We start from the raw sequence: 22579 nt of genomic DNA on the forward strand, positions 1-22579 counted from the left end.
GCAGTTTGCCGGCCCCTGACGGATTCCGCCATGCCGGCCCCGCGTGCGCTTCTTCATCAGGTCTTCGGCTTCCCCGACTTCCGGCCGGGGCAGGAAGAGATTGTCGAGGCCGTGCTTGCAGGGCGCAACACGCTGGCGATCATGCCGACCGGCGGCGGAAAATCGCTGTGTTATCAACTTCCCGCCCTGTGCCGCGACGGGGTGACGCTGGTCGTCTCGCCGCTGATCGCGCTGATGCGCGATCAAGTGCGCAGCTTGCGCGAAGCCGGGGTCGAGGCCGGGGCGCTGACCTCGGGCAACACCGATCAGGAAACCGAGGACGTGTTCCGCGCGCTGGATGAAGGGCGGATCAAGCTGCTTTACATGGCGCCGGAACGACTTGCCTCGGCCGGGACGCTGCCGCTTTTGCGCCGGATCGGCGTCGGGCTGATCGCGGTGGACGAGGCGCATTGCGTCAGCCAGTGGGGCCATGATTTCCGCCCCGATTACCTGCGCATCGGCGAATTGCGCCATACGCTGGGCGTGCCGCTGGCGGCCTTCACCGCAACGGCGGATGCCGAGACGCAGGAAGAAATCGTGGCCCGCCTGTTCGACGGCGTGCCGCCCGCGACCTTCCTGCGCGGCTTCGACCGGCCGAACATCCACCTTGCCTTCGCGGTCAAGTCCAGCCCCCGCCAGCAGATCCTGTCCTTCGCCGCCGCCCGCAAGGGCCGGTCCGGCATCGTCTACTGCGCGACGCGCGCCAAGACCGAAGTGCTGGCACAGGCGCTGCGCGAGGCCGGCCATTCCGCCTGCCACTATCACGGCGGGATGGAGGCCGAGGATCGCCGCCGGGTCGAGATCCGCTTTCAACAGGAAGACGGGCTGATCGTGGTGGCGACCGTCGCCTTCGGCATGGGGATCGACAAGCCCGACATCCGCTGGGTCGCCCATGCCGATCTGCCGAAATCAATCGAGGGGTATTATCAGGAAATCGGCCGCGCCGGTCGCGACGGCGCCCCGGCCGAGACGCTGACCCTCTATGGTCCCGACGACATCCGCTTGCGGCGGGCGCAGATCGACGAAGGCGCGGCGCCGGCCGACCGCAAGGCCGCCGACCATGGCCGGCTGAACGCGCTTCTCGGTCTGGCCGAGGCGACGGGCTGCCGGCGTCAGGTGTTGCTGGGCTATTTCGGCGAAACCTCGCAGCCCTGCGGCACCTGCGATCTGTGCGAACGCCCGGTCGAGGTCTTTGATGCGACCGAGGCGGTCAGGAAGGCGCTGTCGGCCATCCTGCGCACCGGCGAATGGTTCGGCGCGGGCCATCTGATCGACATCCTGACCGGCAATGCGACCCAGAAGGTGCGCGACCGCGGCCACGATCAGCTTCCCACTTTCGCCGTCGGACGCGACCTGACCCGCCCGGCATGGGAGGCGGTGTTCCGGCAGATGATGGGCCGCGATCTGGTCCGCCCCGACACCGAACGCCACGGCGCGCTGAAAATGACCGACGCCGCCCGGCCGATCCTGCGCGGCGAACAGCCGATCACGCTGCGCCGCGACACGCTGCGCGCCGCTGCCGCCCGGCCGCAGGCGCGGGCGCTGGTGTCCGATGAGGATGCGCCGCTGCTGTCGGCGCTGAAGGCGAAACGCCGCGCACTGGCCGAGGCCGCAGGCGTGCCGGCCTATGTCATCTTCACCGACCGCACCCTGATCGAAATGGCCGAGCGTCGCCCGCAATCCCTTGACGACATGGCGGGAATCACCGGCATCGGGGCGAAGAAGCTGGAAAGCTATGGTGCGATCTTCCTTGCCGTCGTCACCGGCGCGGCCGAGGCGATGCACCCCCAGCGCCGCCGTCTGGCCGGCCGTGACGCGGCCGAGGTGTTCGACCGTCTGACCGAGGTGCAGGTGGCGCTGATGCGGGGCGAGGACGGAACCGGCAAGCCGCTCAGCCTGCCGCAAAGCACGCTGCGCCGAATCGCCGAGGCGCGGCCCTCGACGCTGTCCGATCTTGATCGGGTGGGCGATCTGGGACCGCAAAAGATCGAACGCTTCGGTGAGGCGTTCCTTGACGTGCTGAAAGAGGGCTGATGCTGACCGTTCTTTCCCCGGCCAAGCGCCTTGCCGCGCGCCCGGCGCTGCCGCTGCCCGATGGGTTCGGGCCAACCCTTCCCCGGTTTCAGGATCAGGCGGACAGTCTAGCCGGAATCGCCCGCGATCTGACCGCCGACGACCTACGGCGGCTGATGCATCTGTCCGAACCATTGGCCCGGCTGAACGTCGCGCGCTTTGCTGCATTTCACGAAGCGCGAACGGAAGCCGTTCCCGCGCTTGCGCTTTTCGACGGCGACACCTACGCCGGGCTTGAGGCGCGAACGATGGACGACGATGCGTTGCGCTGGGCGCAACGCCATGTCTGCATCCTGTCCGGGCTTTACGGGCTGCTGCGCCCGCTGGACCTGATCCAGCCCCACCGGCTGGAGATGGGCACCCGGCTTGCCAATCCGCGCGGCACGACGCTCTACGACTTCTGGGGCGACCGGATCGCGCTGGCGCTGAACGAGGCCGCCGCCGAGACCGGCGCCCGCGCGCTGATCAACTGCGCCTCGGTCGAATATTTCGGCGCGGTGGATCCGGGGGCGCTGCGCCTGCCGGTGATCTCGCCGGTGTTTCTGGAAGATCGCGGCGGCGAGCGGAAAATCGTCAGCTTCTGGGCCAAGCGCGCCCGCGGCGCCATGGCCCGCTTTATCGCGGAAAACCGCCTGACCGACCCCGACGACATTCATGCCTTCCGCGCCGGCGGCTATGCATGGGAGCCGGACCTGTCGAGCCCAGAACGCCCGGTCTTCCTGCGCACCAGCTAGCCCACGGGCACCACGGCGCGCACTTCGGCGGGGCGGAACTCGGTCAGGGCCTCAAGGATCGCCGCGCGGCGCAACGGCTTGGTCAGGGTGCGGTCAATCCCCGAGGCCGCGCTTTGGGCGGCGTCACTTTCCATCGCATGGGCGGTCAGCGCGACAATGGGCACCCGCCGGCCCGGAGCTTCGGCCGCGCGGATGGTGCGTGCGGCCTCTCTCCCGTCCATTTCCGGCATCGAAATATCCATGAACACCAGATCGGGCCCGATCTGGTGGAACAGCTCGACCGCCTCGCGGCCATTGCTGGCGAAGGTCAGCTGAAGGTCCAGATCACGCACCATCTTGCGGAACACAAGCTGGTTGGTGCGGTTGTCCTCGGCCGCAAGCACCCGCATCTGGCGCAGTTCCGGCATCGGGGCCGGAGTGGGCGGCGGCTCCGGCTCTGGTGCGGTCAGCTTTTGCAGCCGGCGGTAAAGATCCGATCGCAGAAGCGGCTTTTGCAACACGCCGGCAAGGTGCCGGAAGGCCGGATCGTCGCGCACGCCTGCGGGGTTCGAGGTCAGCAGCACGATCGGCATGGCAAGGCCGGCCTCGCGCACCTTTTCGGCCAGCGCAAGACCGTCGATGTCGGGCATCGCGTGATCGGTCAGCAAGAGGTCATAGGCGCAATCGCGCCCCAGTTCCGCCAGCGCCTCGGCCCCCGACCGGCACAGCGTCACATCGATCCCGCAGGGAACAAGCTGGCGTTCCAGAATGGTGCGGTTGATGAACTGATCGTCCACCACCAGCGCGCGGCGGACGACAAGCGGCTCGGGCGGGGCGGCCTCGTCCTCGGCGGCCGGAAGCTCCAGCCGGAAGCCGAACGAGGACCCGCGGCCAAGCTCGCTGTCGACCCAGACCGCGCCATCCATCATCTCGATCAGACGCCGGGTGATCGCAAGACCAAGCCCGGTGCCTTCGAAGCGGCGGTTGGCTTCGGCCTCGATCTGGTTGAACTCGCCGAACACATGGTCAAGGTTCTCGGGCGCGATGCCGATGCCGGTATCTTCGACCGTCACATGCAGGTCATAGCGCCCCGGCCCGGCTTCCAGCCCGACGACGCGGATCAGCACATGGCCGCTGTCGGTGAACTTGACCGCATTGCCGACAAGATTGGTCAGCACCTGCCGCAGGCGCCCCGGATCACCGACAAAGCGCGTGGGCAGGAACATGTCGAAATCAATCAACATATCCAGCCCCTTGGCCCGCGCCCGCGGTTGAAGAAGCATCGCGACCTCGTGGATGGTGCGTTCAAGGTCGAACGGTTCGGGATGCAGCGTCAGCCGGTTTGCCTCGATCTTGGAATAGTCGAGAATGTCGTTGATGATGACCAGAAGCGCCTCGCCCGAGGACCGGATCGTCTCGGCGAACAGGCGCTGATCCTCGGACAGGGGGGTATCGCACAGCAGTTCGGCCATGCCGACGACGCCGTTCATCGGGGTGCGGATCTCGTGGCTCATGTTGGCAAGGAAGGCCGACTTGGCGCGGCTGGCGGCTTCGGCGGCGGCGCGGGCGGTTTCAAGCGCCGTCTGTTGCTGCTTCAGTTCGGTGATGTCGATGCGCAGCCCGACCCGGCCGCCATCGGGCGTCTCCTGTTCGATCACGCGCAGCCAGCGGCCATCCTCAAGCCGCTGTTCGCCGGCCTCGGCGGGGTTGCGGCGGCGTTCCATCCGCTCGGACAGCCACTCTTCCTCGCGGCCGGCGGCGTCGGGATACTGGCCGTTGGCAAGGCCAAAGCGCAGGATGTCCTCGAATATCGCGCCGGGCTGCATCGCGGGCGCCGTTTTCGGATAAAGATCGCGATAGCGATCGTTGCACAGCACCAGCCGGCCCTGACGGTCATAAAGCACAAAGCCATCAGGGATCGCGTCGATCGCGGCGCGCAGGCGCATCTGTTCGGTGATGTCGATCAGCAGGCTGACCATGTCGCCATCGCGGGCGCGGCGGTTCACGATCCGCAGCCAGTGCCCGCTCGCCAGATGCAGCACCACCGGCTCGATCGGGTCATCGTCCCAGCGCGCCAGCATCCGTGCGCGCCAGTCCTCGGGCGACTCGGCGCCCAGATCGACGCAGCCGCGGTCGACCGCCATCGCAAGAAGGTCGGCGTAAAGGATACCGGGCGCCACCGGCAAGCCTTCGAAATGGCGCAGATAGGCTTCGTTCGCGACCACAAGCTTCTGGTGAGAATCATAGACGGCAAAACCGTCCTCGATCGTGTCGATGGAATCCCACAGCCGCCGTTCGGCCATCACCGCCGCGGTATGCGCCCGGTCGAGTTCGTCGAGAAACCGGCTGTTCTGTCCTTTCAGTTTCTCGGCCTCGGACAGGGCCACCTTCACCACCGCGCGCTGTTCGATGATCTGATCCGACAGGGCGCGGGCGTGCATTGCCAGCTTTTCGTTCGCCGCGAACAGTTCGCGCTGCTTGTATTCCAGCAAACGCTCGGCCGCGAGCCTTGCGCGGCGTTCCTTCGCCAGCCTTTGTTCCAGATCCATCCGCCCGTCCTGCCGCAACTTCCCGGCACTTTGCCCCAGCATGATGAATCCCTTCTTAAGCGCCGTCTGCAACCCGGGATAATCCTTGCCTGTCGCGGGGGGCGATGAGACGATCCGCGCGACACCGCGAAGGAGGGTTCGATGCCCATCTCTGGCCGCTTCCTGCCTGTGCTTCTGCTTTGCCTGCTGCCATCGGCGCTGCTGGCGCAGGACTGGCTGCCCGACCGCCGGTTCGTCCTTGGCGCAGACAGCGACCTGCCGGGCGCCGACATGGCGACGCTGCTGGACACCACGCTGGATGCCTGCGAACGCGCCTGCCTGGCACGCGAGGGCTGCGTCGCCTTCACCTTCAACACCCGCAACGGATCGTGCTTTCCAAAGTCGGCTGCGGGGGACCGGGCGCCCTATCAGGGTGCGGTGTCGGGCGTGGTGGTGCCGGTCGACCCGGCCCGTCAGGCAACGGCCCGAAGCCGTGCCGCCGATCTGGATTTCCTGTCGGACCATGACCTTGCCCGCGCGAAGGATCAGGCGCAGGGCCTTGCGAACGCCCATACCGCGAATGGCTTTACCGCCGCCGAGCATGGCCAGAGCGCCGCCGCCGCCGAGGCGGCGGGCGATCTGCTGGCGGCGGCGAATTTTGCCGGCGCGGCGGTGAATGCCGGCGACCGGGCCGAGGCATGGCTGGACTATGCCCGCCGGTTGCGGGCTGCGGCCGATGCGCCCGGCACCGACGCGCCCCCGCTGCGCGAACGGGCCTTTCTTGCCGCGATCAACGGCTATCTTCGCGCGGCGCCGGCCTTGCGTCACACCGCGCTGGTAGAGCTGGCCGAAGCGGCCAAGGCCGTGGACCGGGGCCGCGACATGGTGCAGGCGCTGCGGCTGGCGCAGCAGATCCAGCCGCGCGACGATACCGCCGCGCTGCTTGCGGATGCGGCGGGCAAATACGGCTTTCGCATCACCGGCCACGAGGTCGAGGCCGACACCACCCGGCCGCGGATCTGCGCGCAGTTCTCGGAACGGCTGGCGGGCAGCGGCGTGGATTATTCCAGCTTCGTGCAGGTGCCCGAACCCGGCCTGACCGTCGAAGCCGAGGACCGCCGCATCTGTGTCGGCGGCATGGCCCATGGCGCCCGCCACCTGCTGACCTTCCGCGAGGGTCTGCCGGCCGCCGATGGCCAGACCCTGCCGAAATCGGTGCAGATCGCGGCCTATGTCCGCGACCGCGCGCCACAGGCGCGGTTTCCCAGCCGGGCCTATGTGCTGCCCAAGGCGGGCTCTCCGGCGATCCCGATCGAGACGGTGAATGCCCGGACGCTGGATCTGGCGTTGTTCCGGGTGTCGGACCGCAATTTGTTGCGGGCCATCCAGCAGGATTACCTTGGCCGCCCGCTGGACGAATGGCAGACCGATGAATTTACCGGGCAGGTGGGCGAGCGGATCTGGACCGGCACCGCCGATGTGGTGACCGAGGTCAACCGCGACATCACCACCCGCCTGCCGATGGACGATGCGCTGCGCGGCCTGCCGGCCGGGATCTATGCGCTGCGGGCCGCCGTGCCGGGGCAAGACCCCTATGAGCATCCGCCGGCATGGCAGTGGTTCGTGGTCTCGGACCTTGGGTTGACCACGCTTTCGGGGGTGGACGGGCTGCATGTCTTCGTGCGCAGCCTTGGCAGCGCCGGGCCGAAAGCCGGCGCCACCGTTGAACTTCTGTCCCGCGCCAATGCCGTGCTGGGCACCGGCACGACGGATGCGCAGGGCTATCTGCGGCTTGATCCCGGCCTGACGCGCGGCACCGGCGCCGCGGAACCCGCGCTGGTGGTGGTGAAGGACGGCGATCGGGACATCGCCTTTCTGTCGCTGACCGACCCCGAGTTCGACCTGTCGGATCGCGGCGTCGAGGGCCACGAACCCGCCCCTCCGATCGATCTGTTCCTGACCACCGACCGCGGCGCCTATCGCGCGGGCGAGACCATTCACGCGCTGGCGCTGGCCCGCGATGCCAAGGCGGCGGCCATCGCAGGGCTGCCGCTGACCGCGATCCTGAAGCGCCCTGACGGGGTGGAATATTCCCGCGCGCTGACCCCCGATGCCGGGGCGGGTGGGCATGTCTTCGCCCTGCCTCTGGCGGATTCGGCCCCGCGCGGGGTCTGGCGGCTTGAGGTTGCGGCCGATCCCGACGCGGCCCCGCTGGCCGCCACAAGCCTTCTGGTCGAGGATTTCCTGCCCGAACGGATCGAGGTCGCGGCCAGCCTGCCCGAAGGCCCGATCCGGCTGGGCGATGCGCCGGAACTGACCGTCAATGCGCGCTGGCTGTTCGGCGCGCCGGGCGCGGATCTGGCCATCGAGGGCGAGGTTCTGCTGCGCGCGGCCGAGGGGCTTGCCGCCTTCCCGGGCTTTGCCTTTGGCCGCGGCGATGCGCGTTTCGATCCGCAGGTGACCTCGTTCGGGGTGCAGACCACCGATCCGCAAGGCGACGCGCGCTTTGCCGTGGCGCTGCCGCGGGTGGACGATCCGGCCCGCCCGCTGGAAATCGTGGTGGCTGCGCGGGTCACCGAAGGCTCTGGCCGGCCGGTGGAACGCGCGATCACCCGACCTCTGGCCCCCGCGGCGCCGATGCTGGGCATCCGGCCGCTGTTCACTGGCGCGGCGGCACAAGGCGCCGAGGCCCGCTTTGCGCTGGTGGCGGTGGGTCCGGACGAGGCGCCGGTTCCGATGCCGGTGCGCTGGACGCTGAACCGGATTCAGACCGATTACCAATGGTATCAGCAATGGGGCAACTGGTCGTGGGAGCCGGTCGAAACCCGCACCCCCATTGCCCGCGGCGAAGCCACCCTTGGCACCCGACCGCTTGAGATCGGCGCCCCGGTCGACTGGGGCCGGCACGAGCTGGTGGTGGAACAGGCGGGCGGGCCGGCGGCCAGTTCCATCCGCTTCGACGCCGGCTGGTATGCCCCGGCCGACACCACCACCACGCCCGACATGTTGGAGCTGTCGCTGGACAAGCCCGCCTACCGGCCGGGTGAGACCGCAAGGCTGCGCATCGTGCCGCGGGCGGCCGGCAAGGCGCTGGTCATGGTGCTGTCGAACCGGCTGGTCGCGATGAAGGCCATCGAGGTCGACGAAGGCGAAACGCTGATCGATCTGCCCGTGACCGACGACTGGGGCAGCGGCGTTTATGTCACCGCCACCGTGCTGCGGCCGATGGATGTGGCGGCCGGGCGCAACCCGGCCCGGGCGCTTGGCCTTGCCCATGCCGCCATCGCCCCGGGCGAACGCGCGTTGGCCGCGCGGATCGAAACCGCCCCCGAAGCCGCCCCCCGCGGCCCGTTGGAGGTGGCGGTGCGCGTCGAGGGTCTGGCCGCGGGCGAAACCGCCTTTGCCACGCTTGCCGCCGTCGATGCCGGCATCCTGAACCTGACCGGCTTTGCCGCCCCCGATCCGCAGGACCACTACTTTGGCCAGCGCAAGCTGGGGGTGGGCATCCGCGACCTTTACGGCCGGCTGATCGACGGGATGACCGGGGCGCAGGGCACGGTCCGCTCGGGCGGGGATGCATTGCGCGGACGGCTTCAGGCGCCCCCCCCGACCGAGGAACTGGTGGCCTTCTTTTCCGGCCCGGTCGAGGTCGGCCCCGATGGGCTGGCGCGGGCACGCTTCGATCTGCCCGCCTTCAACGGCACGGTAAAGGTGATGGCGGTGGTCTGGTCGAAAACCGGCGTCGGGCAGGCCGAGGCGCAGGTTCTGGTGCGCGACCCGGTGGTGGTGACGGCCAGCCTGCCGCGCTTTCTTGCCCCCGGCGACGAAAGCCGGCTGCTGCTGGATGTGGTTCACGCCACCGGCCCCGCAGGACGCATGGGGCTGGATGTGACGGCCGAGGGGGTGACACTTGGCCCGGTTCCCTCGGGGCTGGATCTGGCCGAAAAGGGCACCGCCCGGATCGAGGTGCCGCTTTGGGCCGAGGCCCCCGGGCTGACCCATGTCGAGGTTGCGCTGACCACGCCGGACGGCCGGCAATTGACCCGCCGGCTGGCGCTGCCCGTTCAGGCGACAGACCCCGAGATCACCCGGCAGGATCGTCTGGTGCTGGACGAAGGCCAGACCTTCACGCTGGACGACAACCTGTTCGCGGGCCTTCAGCCGGGAACCGGCCGGGCCACCATGGCCATCGGCCCGATGGCGCGGCTGGATGTGGCGGGGGTGATGGCCAGCCTTGACCGTTATCCGCATGGCTGCACGGAACAGATCACCTCGAAGGCGATGCCGCTTCTGTATCTGTCCGACATCGCCCGCGCACTGGATCTGCCCGGCACCGAGGCCCTGCCCGAACGCATCGGACAGGCCGTGGCCGAGGTTCTGACCAACCAGACCGCCGAAGGGTCGTTCGGGCTGTGGCGGGCAGGAAGCGGCGATTTCTGGCTGGATGCCTATGTGACAGACTTCCTGTCGAGGGCGAAAGCGCAGGGCTTTGCAGTTCCGGACGAACCGATGCGCCGCGCACTGGACAACCTGCGCAATCAGGTGAACTACGCCGCCGATTTCGATCAGGGCGGCGAGGCGCTGGCCTATGCGTTGATGGTGCTGGCCCGCGAAGGCGCGGCCGCCATCGGCGATCTGCGCTATTATGCCGATGTGAAGGGCGACGCCTTCGCCACACCGGCCGCGCAGGCGCAACTGGGCGCGGCACTGGCCAGCTATGGCGACCAGCTTCGCGCCGATGCGATGTTCCGCAAGGCCGCCGCCCGGCTGAACCGCGATCTGGCCGCGGCACCGGCGCAACTGTTCCGCGCCGATTATGGCACGGCCCATCGCGACGCGGCGGCGGTGCTGACACTCGCCGCCGAGGCGGGCTCGGCCGTGGTGGACCGCGAGGCGGTGGCGACGGCGCTGGCCACGCGGCAGGGACCGCTGTCGACGCAGGAAGCGGCCTGGACGCTGCTGGCGGCGAACGCGCTGATCGACCGGCCGGATGTGGCCGGGGTCCGCATCGGGGGGCTGCCCGCAACGGGGCCACTGGTGCGGGTGCTGGCTGCCGGTGCGCCGCCGGTGGCGGTGGAAAATGACGGCCCGTCGCAGGTGCTGACGCTGACCACGACCGGGGTTCCGGTCACGCCCGAACCCGCGGGCGGCAACGGCTATGCCATCAAGCGCAGCTACTTCAGCATGACCGGCAAAGCCAGCGACCCCGCCCGTGTCACGCAGGGCGCGCGACTGGTGGCGGTGCTGGAGGTGACGCCCTTCGGCGACGGCGGCGGGCGGCTGATCGTGACCGATCCGTTGCCGGCCGGGTTCGAGATCGACAACCCGAACCTGTTGCGCGGCGGGCAGGTCGCCGCCCTTGACTGGCTGGAAACGGTCGAGGACACCGCCCATGCCGAATTCCGGCAGGATCGGTTCACCGTGGCGCTGGACCGGATGGACGGTGCGCCCTTCCGGCTGGCCTATGTGGTGCGCGCGGTCTCTCCGGGGCGGTTCCACCATGCCGCGGCCGTGGTCGAGGACATGTATCGCCCCGCGTTCCGCGCCTGGACCGGGGCCGGAACCGTGACCGTCGCGCCGTGATCCGGGCGCGGTGGTTCCTGCTGGCGGCGGCGGGGCTGTGGCTGGCCGCCGCGGGGCGCGACGGGCTGGACCGCTGGATCGCGGCCACCGCGCTGCCGCCCTTGTCGGTGCCGACCGCGGTCGAGGTTCTGGACCGCGACGGCACGCTGTTGCGCGCCTATACCGTCGCGGACGGTCGCTGGCGGCTGGACCCCGGGCCGGTCGATCCGCTGTTTCTGGACATGCTGGTGGCCTATGAGGACCGCCGCTTTCGCAACCACGGCGGCGTGGATTTGCGGGCGCTGCTGCGGGCGGGATGGCAAGCCGCGCGCAACGGCCATGTCGTGTCTGGCGGCTCGACGCTGACGATGCAGGCGGCGCGGCTGCTGGAAGAAAGCGGCACCGGGCGGATGGCGGGCAAGCTGCGGCAGATGCGGGTGGCGCTGGCGTTGGAGCGGCGGCTGTCCAAGGACGAGATCCTGTCGCTTTATCTACGGCTTGCGCCCTATGGCGGGAACCTTGAAGGGGTGCGGGCGGCCTCGATCGCCTATCTCGGCAAGGAACCGCGACGGCTGACCCCGGCCGAGGCGGCGCTGCTGGTGGCGATCCCGCAATCGCCCGAGGCCCGCCGCCCCGACCGCCACCCCGACCGGGCAAAGGCGGCGCGCGCGCGGGTGCTGGCCCGCGCGGTGGGCGCCGGAACCATCTCGGCCGACCGGGCCCGCGCCGCGGCGGCCGAGCAGATGCCGCAGGCGCGCAAACCCTTTCCGCTGCTGGCGCCACATCTGGCCGACCGGGTGACAAAGGCCGATCCGCTGCGCCAGACCCACCGGCTGACGCTGGACGCGGCCCTGCAACGGCGGCTTGAGGATCTGGCGCGCGAGACGGTGACGGGACAGGGCGAGAGGCTGGGGGTGGCGATCCTGGTGGCCGACCACCGCTCGGGTCAGGTGCTGGCCTCGGTCGGCTCGGCGGCCTATCGCGCGGACCGGCGGCAGGGGTTCATGGACATGACGGTGGCGCTGCGCAGCCCCGGATCGCTGCTGAAGCCGCTGGTTTACGGGTTGGCCTTCGACGAGGGGCTGGCCCATCCCGAGACGCTGCTGGACGACCGGCCGATGGATTTCGCCGGCTACCGGCCGCAGAATTTCGACCGGATCTTCCGAGGCGAGATCCGCGCCCGCGAGGCGTTGCAGCTGTCGCTGAACCTGCCCGCGGTGGCGCTGACCGAGGCACTGGGCCCGGCACGGCTGTTGGCGGCACTGGAGCGGGCGGGGGTTCACCCGGTGCTGCCGGGCGGTCAGCCGGGGCTTGCGGTGGCACTGGGCGGTGTCGGGGTGACACTGGTAGACATGGTGCAGCTTTACGCCGCCATCGCCCGCGGAGGCGTAGCGCTGCCATTGCATGCGACAGGCGAAGCCGCGCCCGGGCACAGGGTGCTGTCCGAGGTTTCGGCCTGGCAGGTGGGGGATATCCTTGCGGGAATGGCGCCTCCGGCGGGGGTGCGGGCGGGTGGATTTGCCTTCAAGACCGGCACCAGCTACGGCCACCGCGACGCCTGGGCGGTGGGGTTCGACGGCCGCCATGTGGTGGGGGTGTGGCTGGGCCGGGCGGACGGAACGCCGGTGCCGGGGGTGTTCGGCGCCGATCTGGCGGCGCCGGTTCTGGTTCGCGCCTTCGCGAGGCTGAAGCCGGCGCCTGACCCGCTGCCACCGGCGGCGCGGGCGGCGCTGACAGTGACGAATGCCGATCTGCCCCAGCCACTGCGCCGGTTTCGATCACGTCTGGCCGCCTTTGCGGCGGCGCCGGGGCCTGCGGTGGCCTTTCCCCCCGACGGGGCCGAGGTCGAGCGGCTTCGCGGCGGGCTGAAGGTGGTGGTTGAGGGCGGGACCGCGCCATTCACCTGGCTGGCCGATGGGGCACCTGTCGTCGTGGGGGTGACTGCCCGCGAGACGATGCTGGATCTGGGACCGGGGTTCGTGCGGCTGTCGGTGATCGACGGCGAAGGGCGGGCGGGGCGGGCCGCTGTTCGGGTGCATTGAAGGGGCAGCCGGGGGCGCTGCCCCCGGACCCCCGGGATATTTGGACCAGAATGAAAGGCCTAGAGCCGTTCGAGGGCGAGAGCGATGCCTTGGCCGCCGCCGATGCAGAGCGTGACGAGCGCGCGGCGGGCGCCGTTGCGGTGCAGTTCGTGCAGCGCCTTGACGGTGACGATGGCGCCGGTGGCGCCGACCGGGTGGCCGAGCGCGATGGCGCCGCCGTTGGGGTTCACCTTGGCCGGGTCGAGGTCGAGGGCGTGGCTGACGGCCAGGGCCTGGGCGGCGAAGGCCTCGTTCGATTCGATCACGTCGAAGTCTTGCGGGGTCAGGCCGGTGCGGGCGCAAAGGGCGCGAACGGCGGGGATCGGGCCAAGGCCCATCACCTCGGGTTCGACGCCGGCATGGGCATAGCCGATCACGCGGGCGAGCGGTTTGAGGTGGCTGGCGGCATCGGCGCGGGCAAGGATGAGGGCGGCGGCGCCGTCATTGATGCCGCTGGCGTTGCCCGCGGTCACGGTGCCGTCCTTGCGGAAAGCGGGGCGGAGGGCGGCGAGCGCCTCGGGTGTGGTGGGTTTGGGGTGTTCGTCCTGAGCGAAGGTGGTGGGGCCCTTGCGGCTGGCGATCTCGACCGGGACGATCTGGCTTGCGAAGCGGCCTTCGGCGATGGCGCGGGCGGCGCGGGTCTGGCTTTCGAGGGCGAAGGCGTCCTGCGCGGCGCGGGTGATGCCGTGGCGTTCGGCGACGATTTCCGCGGTGACGCCCATGTGGCCGGTGCCGAAGGGGCAGTTCAATGCGCCCGTCATCATGTCGAGCGCGCGGACGTCGCCCATCTTCTGGCCCCAGCGGGCGGCGGGCAGCAGGTAGGGGGCGCGGCTCATTGATTCGGCGCCGCCGGCGAGGGCGAAATCGGCATCGCCCAGCATCAGGGATTGCATCGCCGAGACGATGGCCTGTGCGCCCGAGCCACAGAGGCGATTCACGTTCATCGCCGGCACCTCGGGCGGGATGCCGGCGGCGATGGCGGCGATGCGGCTGAGATACATGTCGCGCGGCTCGGTGTTGAGGATGTGGCCGAAGACGACATGGCCGATCTGGCCGGGTTCGACCCCGGCGCGGTCGAGGGCGGCGCGGGTGACGGTGGTGGCGAGGTCGGCCGGAGGGATCGCGGCAAGGGCGCCGCCGAAGCTGCCGATGGCGGTGCGGACCCCGGAGAGAAGGACGATGTCGGACATGGGCGCGGCCTTTTGCTGCTGTTCGGGGGCAGCATAGCGCGGGCCGCGCGGCCCGCGGCGGTGACGTTGCGTTTCAGGCGATGGCGATGCGGCCCTTTGCGGTGAGAAGCCAGACCGAGCGGCCCTCGATCACCACGGCAGAGAGCGGGCCGCCGTAGGCCACGCCGCTGTCGAGGTTGAGGCGGTTGCCGTAGTGGGTCACGTCATCAAGCGCGGTGTGGCCGTGGACGATAAGCGCGCCGTGGTCACGCGGGTCAGAGAGGAACGGCTCTCGGATCCAGAGAAGGTCGGTTTCGGACTGCTCGGGGATCGGGATGCCGGGGCGGATGCCGGCATGGACGAACAGGGCCTCGCCGCGGCGGTAGTGGGTGGGCAGCGCCTCGAGGAAGGCGAGATGTTCGGCGGGGACGAGGGCCTGCGCGTCGGCGTGGACCTTGGGCACCGGGCGGTCGGCGGGGTGGGTGACACCGTAGGAGGCCAGCGTTGCCGCGCCGCCCAGCCGGGGGTGAAGCCAGCTGAGTTCGCGGCGAAGGCCGGGATCGTGGTGGGCGGCATCGCGCAGGAATCCTGCGAACATGCGGTCGTGGTTGCCTTTGAGGACCACCCAGTTCTCACCCTGTTCGATCCCCTGGCGGAGATGTTCGATCACACCGCGGGAGTCGGGGCCGCGGTCGACCAGATCGCCGACATGGACCACAGGGGCGTCCTGATCGCCGGTGGCACGGCGGTCGGCCTCGATCCGGGCGTGAAGGTCGTGGAGAAGGGACAGATGCCCGTGGATGTCGCCAATGGCGTAGGTTCGCATCGTGGCCCTTCAGATGGAAACGGAGGACCGGGGGCTTTGCGCCCCCGGACCCCCGCAGGATATTTGGACCAGCGTGAAGTTGGAAGGGTCAGACCGCGTCGAATTCCAGCGGCATGACCTGTTTGAACATGCCAGTGGATTTCAGGGTCTCGACCACCTTGGGGTTGATCGGCTGGTCGAGGTAGAGGATTGCGATGGCGTCCTTGCCGATGGCGGTCCGGCCGAGGGTGAAGTTCGCGATGTTCACGCCGTTCTTGCCCATGGTCATGCCGAGAAGGCCGATGATGCCGGGCACGTCCTCGTTGCGGGTGTAGAGCATGTGGGCGCCGACCTCGGCGTCGATGTTGATGCCGCGGATCTGGATGAAGCGCGGTTTGCCGTCCGAGAAGCAGGTGCCGGCGACCGAGCGTTCGCGTTTGTCGGTGACCACCGTCAGCTTGATGTAGGCGTCGAAGCTGCCCGATTTTTCCTGCGTCGTGGTCGAGATCTGGATGCCGCGCTCTTTCGCGACGATCGGGGCCGAGACGAGGTTCACGTCGGGGTTTGTCGCCTTCATGATGCCGGCGATGGTGGCGCAGTTCAGCGCGGCGAGGTTCATTTCGCCCACGGCGCCGTCATAGAGCACATTGATCGCCTTGATCGGCTCGTCGGTCATCTGGCCGACGAAGGCGCCGAGGTGGCCGGCGAGTTTCACCCACGGGCCCATGACAGCGGCCTCTTCGGCGGTGACCGAGGGCATGTTCAGCGCGTTCTGGACCGCACCGGTCAACAGATAGTCCGACATCTGCTCGGCGACCTGAAGGGCCACGTTTTCCTGGGCTTCGGTGGTCGAGGCGCCGAGGTGGGGCGTGACGACGACGTTCGGCAGGTTGAACAGCGGGCTTTCGGTGGCGGGTTCGACCTCGAACACGTCGAAGGCGGCGCCGGCGACATGGCCGGATTTCAGCGCCTCGGCCAGTGCGGCCTCATCCACCAGACCGCCGCGGGCGCAGTTGATGATGCGCACGCCCTTCTTGGTTCGGGCGAGCGTTTCAGCCGACAGGATGTTGCGGGTCTTGTCGGTCAGGGGCACATGCAGCGTGATGAAATCGGCGCGGGCAAGCAGTTCGTCCAGTTCGACCTTGGTCACGCCAAGCGACTTGGCGCGCTCTTCCGACAGGAAGGGGTCATAGGCCACGACCTTCATGTGCAGGCCAAGGGCGCGGTCGCAGACGATGCCGCCGATGTTGCCGGCACCGATCACGCCGAGGGTTTTGTTGAACAGTTCGACCCCCATGAAGCGGGACTTTTCCCATTTGCCGGCGTGGGTCGAGGCGTTGGCCTCGGGCAGTTGGCGGGCGCAGGCGAACATCATCGCGATGGCATGTTCGGCGGTGGTGATCGAGTTGCCGAACGGCGTGTTCATCACGATCACGCCTTTTTTCGAGGCGGCCGGGATGTCCACGTTGTCGACGCCGATGCCGGCGCGGCCGATCACCTTGAGGTTGGTGGCCGATTCCAGCAGCTTTTCCGTGACCTTGGTGGCCGAGCGGATGGCGAGGCCGTCATAGTTGCCGATGATTTCGGCCAGTTTTTCCTTGTCCTTGCCGAGTTTCGGCATGTAGTCGACCTCGACCCCGCGGTCGCGGAAGATCTGGACGGCAGTTTCGGAAAGTTCGTCGGAAACGAGAACGCGGGGGGCCATGGCGGGCATCCTGTGGATATGGGGAACGGTTGGCGGGGGAAGGCCCCCGCCCCGGGTCATGTGTCTAAGAGACGAAGCTCAGGCGGCTTGCGACAGTGCCGCGATCTCGGAGGTGAAGGCCCAGGTCAGCCAGGGCATCAGCGCCGCGACATCCGCCGTCTCGACGGTCGAGCCGCACCAGATCCGCAGGCCGGCCGGGGCGTCGCGATAGGCGCCCACGTCCAGCGCCACGCCTGCCTTTTCCAGCCGCTTGGCCACCGCCTTGGCGAAGGCCGCGCCGTCGGTGATGCGCGAATCGGTGAACTTCAGGCAGACCGAGGTGGTCGAGGCCGTCGCCGGATCGACCGCAAGGTTCGCGATCCAGTCGTTCGCAGCCACGAAATCGGCGACAACCTTCGAGTTCGCCTCGGCCCGGGCGACCAGCGCCTTCAGCCCGCCGATCTCTTTCGCCCATTTCAGCGACACAAGGTAATCTTCCACCGCCAGCATCGAGGGCGTGTTGATCGTCTCGCCTTCGAAGATGCCTTCGATCAGCTTGCCGCCCTTCGTCATGCGGAAGATCTTCGGCATCGGCCAGGCGGGGGTGTAGCTTTCCAGACGCTCGACCGCGCGGGGCGACAGGATCAGCATCCCGTGGCCGCCCTCACCGCCCAGCACCTTCTGCCAGGAGAAGGTGACCACATCCAGCTTGTCCCACGGCAGATCCATCGCGAAGGCGGCCGAGGTCGCGTCGCAGATGGTCAGGCCGGCGCGATCCGCCGGGATGGCGTCGCCGTTCGGCAGGCGCACGCCCGAGGTGGTGCCGTTCCAGGTGAAAACCACGTCCTTGTCGAAATCGACCTGCGCGAAATCGACGATCTCGCCATAGGGCGCCTTGCGCACGGTGGCGTCGAGCTTCAGCTGTTTCACCGCGTCGGTGACCCAGCCTTCGCCAAAGCTTTCCCAGGCCAGCATCTCGACCGGGCGGGCGCCCAGCAGCGACCACATCGCCATCTCGACTGCGCCCGTATCGGACCCCGGCACGATGCCGATGCGGTAACCCGCCGGAACGCCGAGGATTTCGCGGGTCAGCTCGATCGCTTCCTTCAGCTTGGCCTTGCCGACGGCGGCACGGTGCGAACGGCCCAAGGGCGCGTCCGACAGCAGGTCCAGCGAATAGGTGGGGATCTTGGCGCAGGGGCCAGAGGAGAAGCGCGGGTTCGCCGGGCGCGCGGCCGGGGTCTGCAAATCAGACATGGTATCCTTCCAGATAGATGCCTCTCGGTGGGGAGAGGTGTCCCGCCGCTGGCTTTAGCGACGTCGCGCCTCTGGCGCAAGGAAAAGAATTGTCCTAGAGCGGCGCTTGATCCTGAAAAAGCGACCTGTCGGGGAATCCCATGTTCATCGCCACCCTGCTGACCGACCCCGCCACGCCCGCACTGGACCAAGCCACGGTCGAGGCCATCCGCAACGCCTGGGGCGGCGGTCCCGCGCGCTGGCTGGACCATGGCGTTGCCGCGGAATTCCCGCTGCCCTCAATGCCTTCGAACCGCTGGCAGGTGTGGGAGGATCTTCAGACCCTGAAGGTCGATCTGGTGGTGCAGGCCGACGCCGGACGGCGGAAGAAACTGCTGCTGGCCGACATGGATTCGACCATGATCCGGCAGGAATGCATCGACGAACTGGCCGACGAAGCCGGCGTCGGTGAATATGTCGCAGGCATCACCGCCCGCGCGATGAATGGCGAGTTGAACTTCGAATCCGCCCTGCGCGAGAGGGTCTCGTTGTTGAAGGGCCTGCCGGAATCGGTAATCGAACGGGTGTTCGAAAACCGCATCCGATACATGCCGGGCGGGCGCGAACTGGTGCAGACGATGAAGGCCAGCGGCGCGCGGGCGGCGCTGGTGTCGGGCGGCTTCACCGCCTTTACCGCGCGCGTGGCCGAGGGGCTGGGGTTCGACGAGCACCGCGCCAACATCCTGCATGTCACCGATGGGCAGTTGACCGGAACGGTCGCCGAACCGATCCTAGGCCGCGAAGCCAAACTGGCCGCGCTGGAGGAGCTTTGCGCCGGGCTGGGAATCGGGGTCGATCAGGCGATGGCGGTGGGCGATGGCGCGAACGATCTGGGGATGCTGAAACGCGCCGGCGCCGGCGTGGCGCTGCACGCGAAACCCGTGGTGGCGGCCGAATGCGAGATCCGCATCAACCACGGCGACCTGACCGCGCTTTTGTTCGTGCAGGGCTACGCGCGCGACCAGTTCGTGACCTGAGCCGCCCGTCAGGCCGCCCAGTCGGCGCCCTGCATCTCGCGCAGGCGGCTGGCGGTGCGTTCATATTCGAACGAACCTGTGCCTTCCATGTAAAGCCGTTCGGGCTCATCCGCGGCCGAGGCGATCAGGCGCACGCGGCCTTCGTACAGCGCATCGATCAGCGTGACGAAGCGTTTGACCTCGTTATAGTTTTCCGCAGACAGCCGGGGGATGTCCTCAAGGATCAGCACCCGGCAGGCTTCGGCGATGGCCAGAAAATCCGCGGGCCCCAGCGGACGGGCGCAAAGATCCCAGAAGGTCGCGCGCCCCACGCCATTGGCAAAGCACGCAATCTCGACCTCGCGCCCGTTCACCGGCAGGCGCAGCGGATGGCCGCGATCGCCCCCCGTCAGGTCGGTCCAGATCTCGGACAGTTGGCGGTGGGCGCCCGTGGCGGGCCAGAAATAGACCTGCGCCCCCTGAAGCCGGTGCTGGCGATAATCGGTCGGGCTTTCCAGCTCCACCACTGTCAACCGCTCGCGCAGAAGCGCGATGAAAGGCAAAAACACCTGCCGGTTCAAGCCGTTGAGATAAAGATCTTCCGGCGGACGGTTCGAGGTGGTGACGATCACCACCCCCAGATCGAACAGCTTCTGAAACAGCCGGCCCACCACCATCGCGTCGGTGATGTCGGTGATCTGCATCTCGTCAAAGGCCAGCAACCGCACCTCGGCCGCGACCGCATCGGCCACGGGCTGAAGCGCATCTTCGACGCCGCGCTTGCGCGCCTCGTGCATCCCGCGCTGCACTTCCTGCATGAAGGAATGGAAATGCACCCGTCGCTTGGCCGGGATCGCCACCGCATCGGTGAACAGATCCATCAGCATCGACTTGCCGCGCCCCACCCCGCCCCACAGGTAAAGCCCCTTGGGCAGCACCTCTTTCTGCGCGAACCGGCCGAAAAAGCCGCGCTTGCGTTCGGGGTTGGCCTCAAGCCACAGGCGGATCGCCTCAAGGTCGGGCAGCACGGCGTGCTGCGCCGGGTCGGCGGTCAGATCGCCCGCATCGACGCGGGCTTCGTAAATCTCGGTCAGGGTCTGGCGCATGGCCCTTCATAAGGCCATGCCGCGGCGCAGAAAAGGGGCCTGATCAGGTATCCAGATGCTCGACGTTCAGGGCGTTCTGCTGGATGAACTCGCGCCGGGGTTCGACCACATCGCCCATCAGCTTGGTGAAGATGTCGTCGGCCTCGGCCAGATCCTCGACCTTGACCTGCAACAGCGTCCGCGCTTCGGGATCGAGCGTGGTTTCCCACAGCTGTTCCGGGTTCATCTCGCCCAGACCCTTGTAGCGTTGCAGCGACAGACCCTTTTCGCCCTCGGCTGTCACCGCCCGGACCAGATCGACCGGACCATGGATCGGCTGTTCGCGATCCTTGCGCACCAGCCGCGCCGCGGACGTATAGACATCCCGCGTCTCGCGCGACACCTGCGACAGCCGCCGCGCCTCGCCCGAGCGCAGAACCGCGCCGTCCAGCGTGCGCAGTTCCTCGACCCCGCGCAACACGCGCGACAGCCGGATGCCGTGATCCTGCGTGATCCGCCCGGTCCAGCCGCGTTCGTATTCCGCCGCTGTCAGATCCAGCCGCTTGGCCACGGTATCGGCCACCAGTTGCAGATCGTCATCCGCCCGGCCCGGATCGAAGGCGCCGGCCAGCGCCGCCTGTTCCAGAATCGCGCGCGGATAGTGGGTGGGGAAGCCTTCCAGCACGCGACGGAACTGCCGCGCCCCCTCGATCACGCGCAGCAGGTCGGCGCCGGCGATATCCTCGCCGGTGGACAGCCGCAGCACCGCGCCTTCGACCCCTTGCTGGATCAGGTAATCGTCCAGCGCCGCCTGATCCTTCAGGTAGACCTCGGACTTGCCGCGCGCCACTTTGTAAAGCGGAGGCTGCGCAATATAAAGAAAGCCGCCCTCGATGATCGCGGGCATCTGCCGGAAGAAAAAGGTCAGCAGCAGCGTCCGGATATGCGCGCCGTCCACGTCGGCGTCGGTCATGATGATGATCTTGTGATAGCGCAGCTTGGCGATATCGAACTCATCCCGCCCGATCCCGGCCCCCAGCGCGGTAATCAGCGTGCCGACAGTTTCCGACGACAGCATCCGGTCGAACCGCGCGCGCTCCACGTTCAGGATCTTGCCCCGCAGCGGCAGCACCGCCTGATTTTTCCGCGCCCGGCCCTGCTTGGCCGAACCGCCGGCCGAGTCACCCTCGACGATGAACAGTTCCGACAGCGCCGGGTCTTTCTCCTGACAATCCGCCAGCTTTCCGGGCAACGAGGCCACATCCATCGCGGTCTTGCGCCGCGTCATCTCGCGCGCCTTGCGGGCAGCCTCGCGGGCAAGGGCCGCCTCGACGATCTTGCCGACAACAGTCTTGGCGTGCTGCGGGTTTTCCTCGAACCACTCGGACAGCTTTTCGTTCACAAGGTTCTCGACCGCCGGCCGAACCTCGGACGACACCAGCTTGTCCTTGGTCTGGCTGGAGAATTTCGGGTCTGGCACCTTTACCGACAAGACGCAGGTCAGCCCCTCGCGGGCGTCGTCGCCGGTGAAATCCACCTTCTCGCGCTTGGCGATACCCGAATCCTGTGCGTATTTCGTGATCGTGCGGGTCAGCGCGCCGCGGAAGCCCGCAAGGTGGGTGCCACCATCGCGCTGCGGGATGTTGTTGGTGAAGGGCAGCACCGTTTCATGATAGCTGTCGTTCCACCACATCGCGACTTCGACACCGATGCCGCCCCGGTCGCCCGCAATATAGATCGGCTCTGACATGACCGGGCTTTTCGAACGGTCGAGATAGCGCACGAATTCGCGCACGCCGCCTTCATAGAACAGCTCGCTGCGCAATGGCTCGGCAGGGCGCTCATCCTCAAGCAGGATACGCACGCCGGAATTCAGAAAGGCCAGCTCGCGCAGCCGGGTTTCCAGCGTCTTGAAACTGTAGTCGAGGTTGGAAAACGTGCCCGCCGGATGGTTGGTCTTGGCCGAGGCAAGAAAGCGGACCTCGGTCCCCTTCTCGCCCGGCGCATCCCCCACCACGCGCAGATGCTCGACCGTGTCGCCGCCTTCGAAACGGGCGAAATATTCCTTGCCGTTGCGCCAGATCCGCAGCTCCAGCCAGTCCGACAGCGCGTTCACCACCGAAACGCCAACGCCGTGCAGACCGCCGGACACCTTGTAGCTGTTCTGGTCGAATTTGCCCCCGGCGTGCAGCTGGGTCATGATGACCTCGGCGGCCGACACCCCCTCTTCGGCGTGCATGTCGACGGGGATGCCCCGGCCGTTGTCGCGCACCGACACCGAACTGTCGGCATGGATCTTCACCGTGACCGCGGTGGCATGGCCGGCCAGCGCCTCGTCGATGCCGTTGTCCACCACCTCATAGACCATGTGGTGCAAGCCCGAGCCGTCGTCGGTGTCGCCGATATACATGCCCGGACGCTTCCGGACAGCCTCCAGTCCCTTGAGAACCTTGATGGAATCGGCGCCATATTCTTCCGGCACGCGCGCAGCTTCGGCCATTCGGTCAAACCTTTTTCTTCACGCGCGATTTATAGCGGCCAAGCCCGGGAATGTCACGCCCAGGGCCCAAGATTTAGCGCCGTCCACC

12 protein-coding genes are annotated in these 22579 nt (G+C 68.1%); 5 read left to right on the top strand and 7 right to left on the bottom strand.

Annotation, left to right across the window (positions count from 1 at the left end; translation table 11 throughout):
• The first annotated feature begins 30 nt into the window (after positions 1–30).
• Both recQ and yaaA read left to right on the top strand, forming a co-directional pair.
• A complete protein-coding gene (recQ, locus tag CRO07_RS06965) occupies positions 31–2073 on the top strand; it encodes a DNA helicase RecQ (protein ID WP_097029969.1) in 2043 nt (680 codons plus the stop codon).
• On the top strand, positions 2073–2846 hold the full coding sequence (gene yaaA, locus CRO07_RS06970) for a peroxide stress protein YaaA (protein ID WP_097029970.1): 774 nt from the start codon (positions 2073–2075) through the stop codon (positions 2844–2846). The genes recQ and yaaA overlap by 1 nt, the downstream gene beginning before the upstream one ends.
• Here the strand turns inward: yaaA and CRO07_RS06975 are convergent.
• The gene (locus tag CRO07_RS06975) at positions 2843–5374 is read right to left on the bottom strand and encodes a response regulator (RefSeq protein ID WP_097029971.1); all 2532 of its coding nucleotides are present in this window, start codon (positions 5372–5374) and stop codon (positions 2843–2845) included. The genes yaaA and CRO07_RS06975 overlap by 4 nt on opposite strands.
• A gap of 141 nt (positions 5375–5515) precedes the next feature.
• On the opposite strand from CRO07_RS06975, the gene CRO07_RS06980 reads away from it, so the two are divergent.
• Positions 5516–10936 (top strand): alpha-2-macroglobulin family protein, encoded by a 5421-nt coding sequence (locus tag CRO07_RS06980; protein ID WP_097029972.1) that lies wholly within the window; start codon positions 5516–5518, stop codon positions 10934–10936.
• The gene (pbpC, locus tag CRO07_RS06985) at positions 10933–12957 is read left to right on the top strand and encodes a penicillin-binding protein 1C (RefSeq protein WP_097029973.1); all 2025 of its coding nucleotides are present in this window, start codon (positions 10933–10935) and stop codon (positions 12955–12957) included. Before CRO07_RS06980 ends, pbpC begins: the two co-directional genes overlap by 4 nt.
• Positions 12958–13016: 59 nt before the next feature.
• On the opposite strand, the gene CRO07_RS06990 is transcribed toward pbpC, so the two are convergent.
• The 4 genes from CRO07_RS06990 to CRO07_RS07005 all read right to left on the bottom strand — a co-directional run bounded on the left by CRO07_RS06990 (position 13017) and on the right by CRO07_RS07005 (position 17911).
• Positions 13017–14186, bottom strand: a complete 1170-nt coding sequence (locus CRO07_RS06990) for an acetyl-CoA C-acyltransferase family protein (protein WP_097029974.1) — start codon at positions 14184–14186, stop codon at positions 13017–13019.
• 73 nt (positions 14187–14259) lie between these two features.
• Complete coding sequence (locus CRO07_RS06995) at positions 14260–14991, bottom strand: metallophosphoesterase (RefSeq protein WP_097029975.1); 732 nt, start codon at positions 14989–14991, stop codon at positions 14260–14262.
• Between the two features lie 88 nt (positions 14992–15079).
• On the bottom strand, positions 15080–16675 hold the full coding sequence (gene serA / locus CRO07_RS07000; protein ID WP_176504505.1) for a phosphoglycerate dehydrogenase: 1596 nt from the start codon (positions 16673–16675) through the stop codon (positions 15080–15082).
• Positions 16676–16753: 78 nt separating this feature from the next.
• A complete protein-coding gene (locus CRO07_RS07005; RefSeq protein WP_097029977.1) occupies positions 16754–17911 on the bottom strand; it encodes a phosphoserine transaminase in 1158 nt (385 codons plus the stop codon).
• A 140-nt stretch (positions 17912–18051) separates the two neighbouring features.
• On the opposite strand from CRO07_RS07005, the gene serB reads away from it, so the two are divergent.
• Complete coding sequence (gene serB / locus CRO07_RS07010) at positions 18052–18927, top strand: phosphoserine phosphatase SerB (RefSeq protein WP_097029978.1); 876 nt, start codon at positions 18052–18054, stop codon at positions 18925–18927.
• Positions 18928–18935: 8 nt separating this feature from the next.
• Here serB and zapE read toward each other — a convergent pair whose 3' ends face one another.
• Positions 18936–20012 (bottom strand): cell division protein ZapE, encoded by a 1077-nt coding sequence (zapE, locus tag CRO07_RS07015; protein WP_097029979.1) that lies wholly within the window; start codon positions 20010–20012, stop codon positions 18936–18938.
• Positions 20013–20055: 43 nt separating this feature from the next.
• The gene (gyrB, locus tag CRO07_RS07020) at positions 20056–22491 is read right to left on the bottom strand and encodes a DNA topoisomerase (ATP-hydrolyzing) subunit B (RefSeq protein ID WP_097029980.1); all 2436 of its coding nucleotides are present in this window, start codon (positions 22489–22491) and stop codon (positions 20056–20058) included.
• Between the last annotated feature and the right edge of the window lie 88 nt (positions 22492–22579).

Source organism: Cereibacter ovatus, assembly GCF_900207575.1.
Classification (GTDB): Bacteria; Pseudomonadota; Alphaproteobacteria; order Rhodobacterales; family Rhodobacteraceae; genus Cereibacter_A; species Cereibacter_A ovatus.

What these genes read in the sequence shown, in the direction of transcription:
- recQ (WP_097029969.1), top strand. Translation starts at nt 31, where the DNA reads ATGCCGGCCCCGCGTGCGCTTCTTCATCAGGTCTTCGGCTTCCCCGAC.
- yaaA (WP_097029970.1), top strand. Translation starts at nt 2,073, where the DNA reads ATGCTGACCGTTCTTTCCCCGGCCAAGCGCCTTGCCGCGCGCCCGGCG.
- CRO07_RS06975 (WP_097029971.1), bottom strand. Translation starts at nt 5,374, where the DNA reads ATGGATCTGGAACAAAGGCTGGCGAAGGAACGCCGCGCAAGGCTCGCG.
- CRO07_RS06980 (WP_097029972.1), top strand. Translation starts at nt 5,516, where the DNA reads ATGCCCATCTCTGGCCGCTTCCTGCCTGTGCTTCTGCTTTGCCTGCTG.
- CRO07_RS06990 (WP_097029974.1), bottom strand. Translation starts at nt 14,186, where the DNA reads ATGTCCGACATCGTCCTTCTCTCCGGGGTCCGCACCGCCATCGGCAGC.
- CRO07_RS06995 (WP_097029975.1), bottom strand. Translation starts at nt 14,991, where the DNA reads ATGCGAACCTACGCCATTGGCGACATCCACGGGCATCTGTCCCTTCTC.
- serA (WP_176504505.1), bottom strand. Translation starts at nt 16,675, where the DNA reads ATGGCCCCCCGCGTTCTCGTTTCCGACGAACTTTCCGAAACTGCCGTC.
- CRO07_RS07005 (WP_097029977.1), bottom strand. Translation starts at nt 17,911, where the DNA reads ATGTCTGATTTGCAGACCCCGGCCGCGCGCCCGGCGAACCCGCGCTTC.
- serB (WP_097029978.1), top strand. Translation starts at nt 18,052, where the DNA reads ATGTTCATCGCCACCCTGCTGACCGACCCCGCCACGCCCGCACTGGAC.
- zapE (WP_097029979.1), bottom strand. Translation starts at nt 20,012, where the DNA reads ATGCGCCAGACCCTGACCGAGATTTACGAAGCCCGCGTCGATGCGGGC.
- gyrB (WP_097029980.1), bottom strand. Translation starts at nt 22,491, where the DNA reads ATGGCCGAAGCTGCGCGCGTGCCGGAAGAATATGGCGCCGATTCCATC.